Annotated in this window: 5 protein-coding genes and 1 pseudogene; 4 read left to right on the top strand and 2 right to left on the bottom strand. The window is 70.9% G+C overall.

Annotated elements, in window-relative coordinates; genetic code table 11:
• Positions 1-267 precede the first annotated feature (267 nt).
• Positions 268-1446: a sensor histidine kinase gene (locus QH270_RS01475; protein ID WP_280338529.1), complete on the top strand. Its 1179-nt coding sequence runs from the start codon at positions 268-270 to the stop codon at positions 1444-1446.
• Positions 1443-2093: a response regulator transcription factor gene (locus QH270_RS01470; RefSeq protein ID WP_280338528.1), complete on the top strand. Its 651-nt coding sequence runs from the start codon at positions 1443-1445 to the stop codon at positions 2091-2093. Before QH270_RS01475 ends, QH270_RS01470 begins: the two co-directional genes overlap by 4 nt.
• Positions 2094-2097: 4 nt before the next feature.
• Here QH270_RS01470 and QH270_RS01465 read toward each other — a convergent pair whose 3' ends face one another.
• Positions 2098-3297: an alpha/beta hydrolase gene (locus tag QH270_RS01465; RefSeq protein ID WP_348537625.1), complete on the bottom strand. Its 1200-nt coding sequence runs from the start codon at positions 3295-3297 to the stop codon at positions 2098-2100.
• A 457-nt stretch (positions 3298-3754) separates the two neighbouring features.
• Positions 3755-4279: a YdcF family protein gene (locus QH270_RS01460; RefSeq protein ID WP_280338527.1), complete on the bottom strand. Its 525-nt coding sequence runs from the start codon at positions 4277-4279 to the stop codon at positions 3755-3757.
• A gap of 201 nt (positions 4280-4480) precedes the next feature.
• Between QH270_RS01460 and QH270_RS01455 the strand changes: the two genes are divergently transcribed.
• Positions 4481-5803 (top strand): UDP-glucose dehydrogenase family protein, encoded by a 1323-nt coding sequence (locus QH270_RS01455; RefSeq protein ID WP_280338526.1) that lies wholly within the window; start codon positions 4481-4483, stop codon positions 5801-5803.
• An 88-nt stretch (positions 5804-5891) separates the two neighbouring features.
• A pseudogene (locus QH270_RS01450) lies at positions 5892-6149 on the top strand (Hsp70 family protein); the annotation flags it as partial.

Here is a 6149-nt window from a genome sequence, read left to right as displayed (position 1 = left end):
GCACATAGGCTTTCGCGTCCGGCCCGGCATGCAGGTCGACGTTCGACAGGGCGGTGGCGACGGCGGCGGCGATCTCGTGCGCGGCGGAGCGGGCGACGAGCACCGGGTCACCGGGCGTCGCCGGGGCCCCCAATAACCCCAAACCACACCCCGGCCTTGGGGTGCTCCGCGCGCCCCTCTCCGCTTTTCACGGAGCTCGCGCCACGTGTCCCGAAAATCGTCCCGAGGGTAGAGGTGGTGGCCGACCGGCCGACCTAGGGTGGGCGGATGGTCGATGAACGGGTAGCGCTCTGGCTGCGCGGGCGCACCGCGCATGTGGACGCGGCCATCGTGATCGTGCTGCTCATGGTGTGTTTCCTGGCCGGCGCTCTCGTCGACGCCGGCGCGGACTACTTCGCCTTCTCGGTGGCCTTGCTCGTGCCGCTGGCCTGGCGGCGCCGGTGGCCCGCGGGTACGGCCGCGGTGGTGGCGATGGTGGCGTTCGTCCAGTGGGCGACCCTCCAGGCCACGACCGGCGCGTTGCCCGCCGATGTCGCCGTGCCACTCGCGGTCTACACCCTCGCGGCCTACGCCGAGAGGTGGGCGAGCCGCGCCGGACTCGTCGTCGGCTTGGCAGGCGCGGTGCTGGCCGGCTGGAGTTGGCCGCAGCTTCCGATGCCGGTGTCGGCGCATGTCCTGGTGGGGGTGTCCTTCGCGGGCGCGGTCGTCGCGGCGTGGTTCGGCGGCGCCTGGCAGCGTGCCCGCCGCGGCGAGTTCGAGGCGCTGGCTCGGCAGACCGCCCTGCTCGAGCGCGAGCAAGAACAGCGGACCCGGCTGGCGGTGCTGTCCGAGCGGAACCGGATCGCCCGCGATATCCACGACATCCTCGCGCATTCGCTGGCCGTGATCGTCGCGCAGGCCGACGGTGGTCGCTATGCGGCGCCGGCCGAACCGCGGCGCGCGGTCGAGGCGCTGGCGGCGATCGGTGAGCAGGGCCGGACCGCGCTCACCGAAACCCGCCGGGCCATCGGCGTCCTGCGCGAGGACGACCGTCCCGAGCCCGATTCCGCTCCGGCACCGGGCATCTCGGACCTGATCCGGCTGACCGGCGACCTGAACGACGCGGGCCTACCGGTCGACCTGACCATCGATCTGGCCGGGGAACCGGTCGACACCGGCGTCGGCCTGGTGGTCTACCGCCTCGTGCAGGAAGGTCTGACCAATATCGTCAAACACGCCGGAACCGGTGTGCGCGCCCAGGTTTCGGTGTGCGTCGAAGACGCCGGCTTGCACGTCAGCGTCCAGGACGACGGCTGCGGCGAACCACGGTCGGGCCCCGCAGGATACGGCCTGATCGGCATGCGTGAGCGGATCTCCGCCTACGGCGGCGACATGGAGTTGCGCCGCCGCCCCGACGGCGCCGGGCACCTGCTCCACGCGCGAATTCCACTGGCGGGCAACCCGTGATCGGGGTGCTCCTCGTCGAAGACCAGGAGCTGGTGCGTGCCGGGTTCCGCATGGTGGTCGACTCCCAGCCCGATCTCCGGGTGGTCGGCGAGGCCGCCGACGGCGCCGCCGCGCTCGCCGTGGCTGGGCGATCTGCTCCGGATGTGGTCGTCATGGATGTCCGGATGCCGGGAATGGACGGCATCGAGGCCACCCGCCTGCTGACGGCCGCGCCCGATCCACCCAAGGTGCTGGTGTTGACGACCTACGACCTCGACGATTACGCGGTGGCCGCCGTACGCGCCGGTGCGAGCGGATTCCTGTTGAAACAGGCTCCGGCGGAGGTCTTCCTGTCCGCGGTGCGCAGCGTGCACGCCGGTGACGCGGTACTCGCCGCGTCCACCACTCGGCGCCTGCTCCATCGACTCGCCCCGCCGATCGATCCCGCGGCGCGACGGCTGGTGGCCACCCTCACCGGTCGCGAGCGCGACGTCCTCACCGAGATGGCCAGGGGATCGTCCAACGCCGAGATCGCCGTCGCGCTCGACATCGGCGCGGGCACCGTGAAAACACATGTGCGCCATATCCTCCTGAAACTGTCGGCGCGAGACCGGGTGCGGGCGGTGATCCTCGCCCACGAAGCCGGACTCGCGCGCGGCGGGCGCTAGCCCGTCACTCCCGTCGGCATCGGGTATCGGCGGCGGGCAGGACACCGTCGAGCAGATACCGCTCGACCGCGGCGTCGACGCAGCGCGAACGCTCGAACAGATAGACGCCGTGGCGGAACGCGCCGGTCACCGTCACCGAGCGCGACCCGGACAGCGCCTCGCGCAGTGCACGCTGTCCGGCGATCGGTGCGACCGGATCTCCCTCGGCGCCGATGAGCAGGGCCGGCGCCGAAGTGTCGATCTCGGTAGCCGGCTCGGCCGGGCGGGACGGCCACACCGCGCACGGGGTGAGGTGGCGGGCCAAGGCGCCGAACAGTGGTTCGGTGGCGCGATGGTCCTCGATGTCGGTGTAGTGGTCCTCGACGTCCCTGGCGGCGCGATCCGCGCACTGATTGGCCACCGTCGCGCTGAAACCGAACTCGGGGACCACCGCGGTCTCGGCGTAGAGGGCGAGTTTGCCGGCCAGGCTCGGCGGCGGGTCGACCACCGGTCCGCGCGACGCGTCGGACAGCGCGCGGACGAGGGCGCCGAATTCGGTGTACGACTCGTCGCTGTCGTCGACGGTCAGCAGCAGTCCGGGCAGCATGTCCGCGGTGACGGTGGTCCCGGCGATGCTCAGCGGACTCACAGCGACGCGCGCGACCAGGGCGTCCACCGCGGCGAGCACTTGCTCCTGTGTCGCGCCGAGGCCGAGTTGCTGGTCGCGGTCGGCGGCCCAGCGGGCCCAGTCGGCCAGTGCCGCGGCGGTGGCCGGTGCCGAGGTGCGGGTCAGGTCGGGGCCGGGCGCCCGCGGGTCGAGGGGACTGTCGAGCACCATCCGGTCGACGTTGTCACCGAACATCTGCAGATAGACCGCGCCGAGATAGCTGCCCCACGACCACCCCAGGTATGACAACCGCTCCTGGCCGAGCAGCTGCCGCAGCAGATCCAGGTCGCGCGCTACCGCACGGGTCGAGGCGTGCGGCAGCAGTTCCCGATGCGGTGCGCACCGCGCCGCCAGCGCCCTTGCCACGTCCACGGTGCGGTCGAATCCGGCGCGATCGTTCGGCGCGCCCTGCGCGAGAGCGAGATATTCGCCCGTCGGCCAGCCACAGTCGAGTGGATCGCTGGCTCCGAAGAATCGCGGATCAAGCCCGACCAGGTCGTAGCTTTCTGCGAGCTGCCGGGCGGCCGGGTGACCACCTTCGGGCCCGTCGACCAGCATCGATACCCCCTCGCGAGACGGGCCGGGTCCGCCGGTCTCCACGACCAAGGTCCCTCGACGGCGGGCAGGGTCACTCGCGGGGCGCAGGGCCACCGCGATCGTGACCGTCGGCCCGGACGGCCGCGTGTGATCCAGCGGCGCCTGGAACTCCCCGCATCGCGCGCCCACCGCGGCCAATCCGCGTCCCACGACGTCGTCCGGGGCGGTGTCGCAGTCGTGCCACTCGATCCGCTGCTGTCCTATCTGCGCGGGTGGCGTCCCGTGCGACGGCGCTACGCGATCCGGTGCCGCGCATCCGATCATCGCTGCCGCGGCGCACCCCGTCGCGACTGCGGCCGCACCCCGACCACTCGTGAGAATTCCCATGGTCGAACGCTATTTCCGCCCTGCCATCGCGCGCGTCTACCGCATGAGTGACTCGGGTGGCCGCGTGATCCACCGCGGGGAAGAGGCCGTCTCAGCAGTCCTGGAACCACGCCTTCACATATCCCGCGGATTGATAGACGTAGTCCCAGGCCCAGCGGGCCGGTGAGAGATGGGGTTCGGGGTCGACGAAGAGGAGTTCGCCGGGCCAGCACTTTCCGAGGATGTAGCGGGATCGGGAGATGTGGGGCGTGAAGGTGACGACGATGACGCGCGACCAGGTGCCACCGAGGCGGGCCAGTTCGCGGCCTTCGCCCAGGGTGGTGCGGGGGCTGGGGTCGAAGCAGATCACCTCGAAGCGGTAGCCGCCGTGGCAGATCCGGTTGACCATCGGGCTGTGTTCATAGGGGTTCGAGATCAGGACGCGGGGCGCGTAGCCTTCGGCCGCCAACCGCAATCCGAGCTGTTCGCGCCCGTCGTGCGCGCCGCCGAGCACGAGTATCGCGTCGGCCCGCGCCGGCTCGTCGACGCGCGGCCGCACATACACCGGCCACAGCGCCACCACCGCGACGATCGCCACGACCAGCGACGCCCCGAGGACGACCAGTACCCGACGCACCGCACGATGCTAGCGTCCACACCCGCGGACACCCGCTACGTGGCAATCCGAACCACGCACCCGCGCCGAATGCTATCCGCCCAGGTAGGCGCCCCGGAGAACCGACCGACCAGTCGACGTCTCCCCCTGTACACCAGATGTTGCGCCCGCTCTTGCCTCGCTGACGCGGCGTAGCCACGCGCGCGCCTTACCAACGGAACCATGCGATGCACAGTCTTCGGAACGGGGTACCTGGGGGCCACGCACGCAGCGTGCATGGCCGAGCTGGGGCATGACGTGGTCGGGGTCGATGTCGATCCCGGCAAGGTGGCCAAACTGGCCGATGGGGTGGTGCCGTTCTACGAACCCGGCCTGGAGGAGGTGCTGCAGCGCAACCTCGCCGCGGGCAGGCTGCGGTTCACCACCGACTACGAGGACGCCGCGGCCCACGCCGACATGCATTTCCTCGGCGTCGGCACCCCGCAGAAGAAAGGCGAGTACGGCGCCGACCTGAAATACGTGCACGCCGTGGTCGACACGCTGGCTCCGATGCTGGAACGTCCGGCGATGATCGTCGGCAAGTCGACGGTGCCGGTCGGCACCGCGGCGGCGCTCGGTGAGCGGGCCCGCGCGGCGGCGACGGTCGACGTCGAGGTCGCCTGGAATCCGGAGTTCCTGCGCGAGGGCTTCGCCGTGCAGGACACCCTGCGCCCCGACCGCCTTGTCCTCGGCCTGGACGGCAGCCGCGAGCGTTCGGGCTGGGTGGAGCAGCAGATCCGCGAGATCTACGCCGACCTGATCGCCGCCGAGATCCCGTTCCTGCTCACCGACCTGGCCACCGCCGAGCTGGTCAAGGTCTCGGCGAACGCCTTTCTGGCGACGAAGATCTCGTTCATCAACGCCGTCTCCGAGGTGTGCGAGGCGACCGGCGCCGATGTGACGATGCTGGCCGACGCGCTCGGCTACGACGCCCGCATCGGCCGCCGATTCCTCAACGCCGGCCTGGGTTTCGGCGGCGGCTGCCTGCCCAAGGACATCCGCGCGTTCATGGCCCGCTCCGGTGAGCTGGGCGCCGATCACGCGGTGGCGTTCCTGCGCGAGGTCGACAACATCAACATGCGCCGCCGCACCAAGGTGGTCGACATGGCCGCCCGCGCCTGCGGCGGCTCGCTGCTCGGCGCCAACGTGGCCGTTCTCGGGGCCGCGTTCAAGCCGGAGTCCGACGACGTGCGCGATTCCCCGGCGCTGAACGTGGCGGGGATGATCCAGCTGCACGGCGCCGTCGTCACCGTGTACGACCCGAAGGCCGTGGAGAATTCGCGGCGCGTGTTCCCGACCCTGAACTACGCGACCTCGGTGGCCGAGGCCTGCGATCGCGCCGACGTGGTGCTGGTCCTCACGGAGTGGAACGAATTCACGGCACTGACACCGGCCGACCTCGAACCGGTGGTTCGGTCCCGCTCGATCATCGACGGCCGCAATTGTTTGGACAGCGCAAGCTGGCGGGACGCCGGGTGGGTGTACGCCGGACTCGGCACCCCGTAGAGTGGCGATCCAAGCGGGGGCTGCCGGACATTTGTTCCGAGTGTGCAGGCTCCGCGTGTCGTCCGGTAGGGATCGAGATGGGTAGCTGATGAGTTCGGTACTGGGAGTATCGGTGGGGGCCGGGACGGTGCGTCTCGCGCGCCCGCTCCACAGTGGCCCGCACGGGTTCGTCCCGCCGTATTCCTTCGACCTGCAGACCATTTCGTTGCCAGAGCACCAGGCCGAGGAGTCGGCGGCCGACGCGAACGCCCTCGCGCAGGCCGCCCCGCCCGAGATAACGGCCACCACCGTCACCTTACGCAGCGACCCGCAGGCCAGGGCGATCAGGGCGGCGAAGGCGCGCCGG

The sequence above is a fragment of the Nocardia neocaledoniensis genome (assembly GCF_029868625.1).
In the GTDB taxonomy this organism is placed as follows: domain Bacteria; phylum Actinomycetota; class Actinomycetes; order Mycobacteriales; family Mycobacteriaceae; genus Nocardia; species Nocardia neocaledoniensis_A.
Note: the sequence above shows the minus strand (reverse complement) of the source record. Positions and strands in the feature narration are given on the sequence as shown.

Excerpts from the sequence above, each read along its gene's own strand:
- QH270_RS01475 (WP_280338529.1), top strand. The coding sequence starts at position 268 with ATGGTCGATGAACGGGTAGCGCTCTGGCTGCGCGGGCGCACCGCGCAT.
- QH270_RS01465 (WP_348537625.1), bottom strand. The coding sequence starts at position 3,297 with ATGCTGGTCGACGGGCCCGAAGGTGGTCACCCGGCCGCCCGGCAGCTC.
- QH270_RS01455 (WP_280338526.1), top strand. The coding sequence starts at position 4,481 with ATGCGATGCACAGTCTTCGGAACGGGGTACCTGGGGGCCACGCACGCA.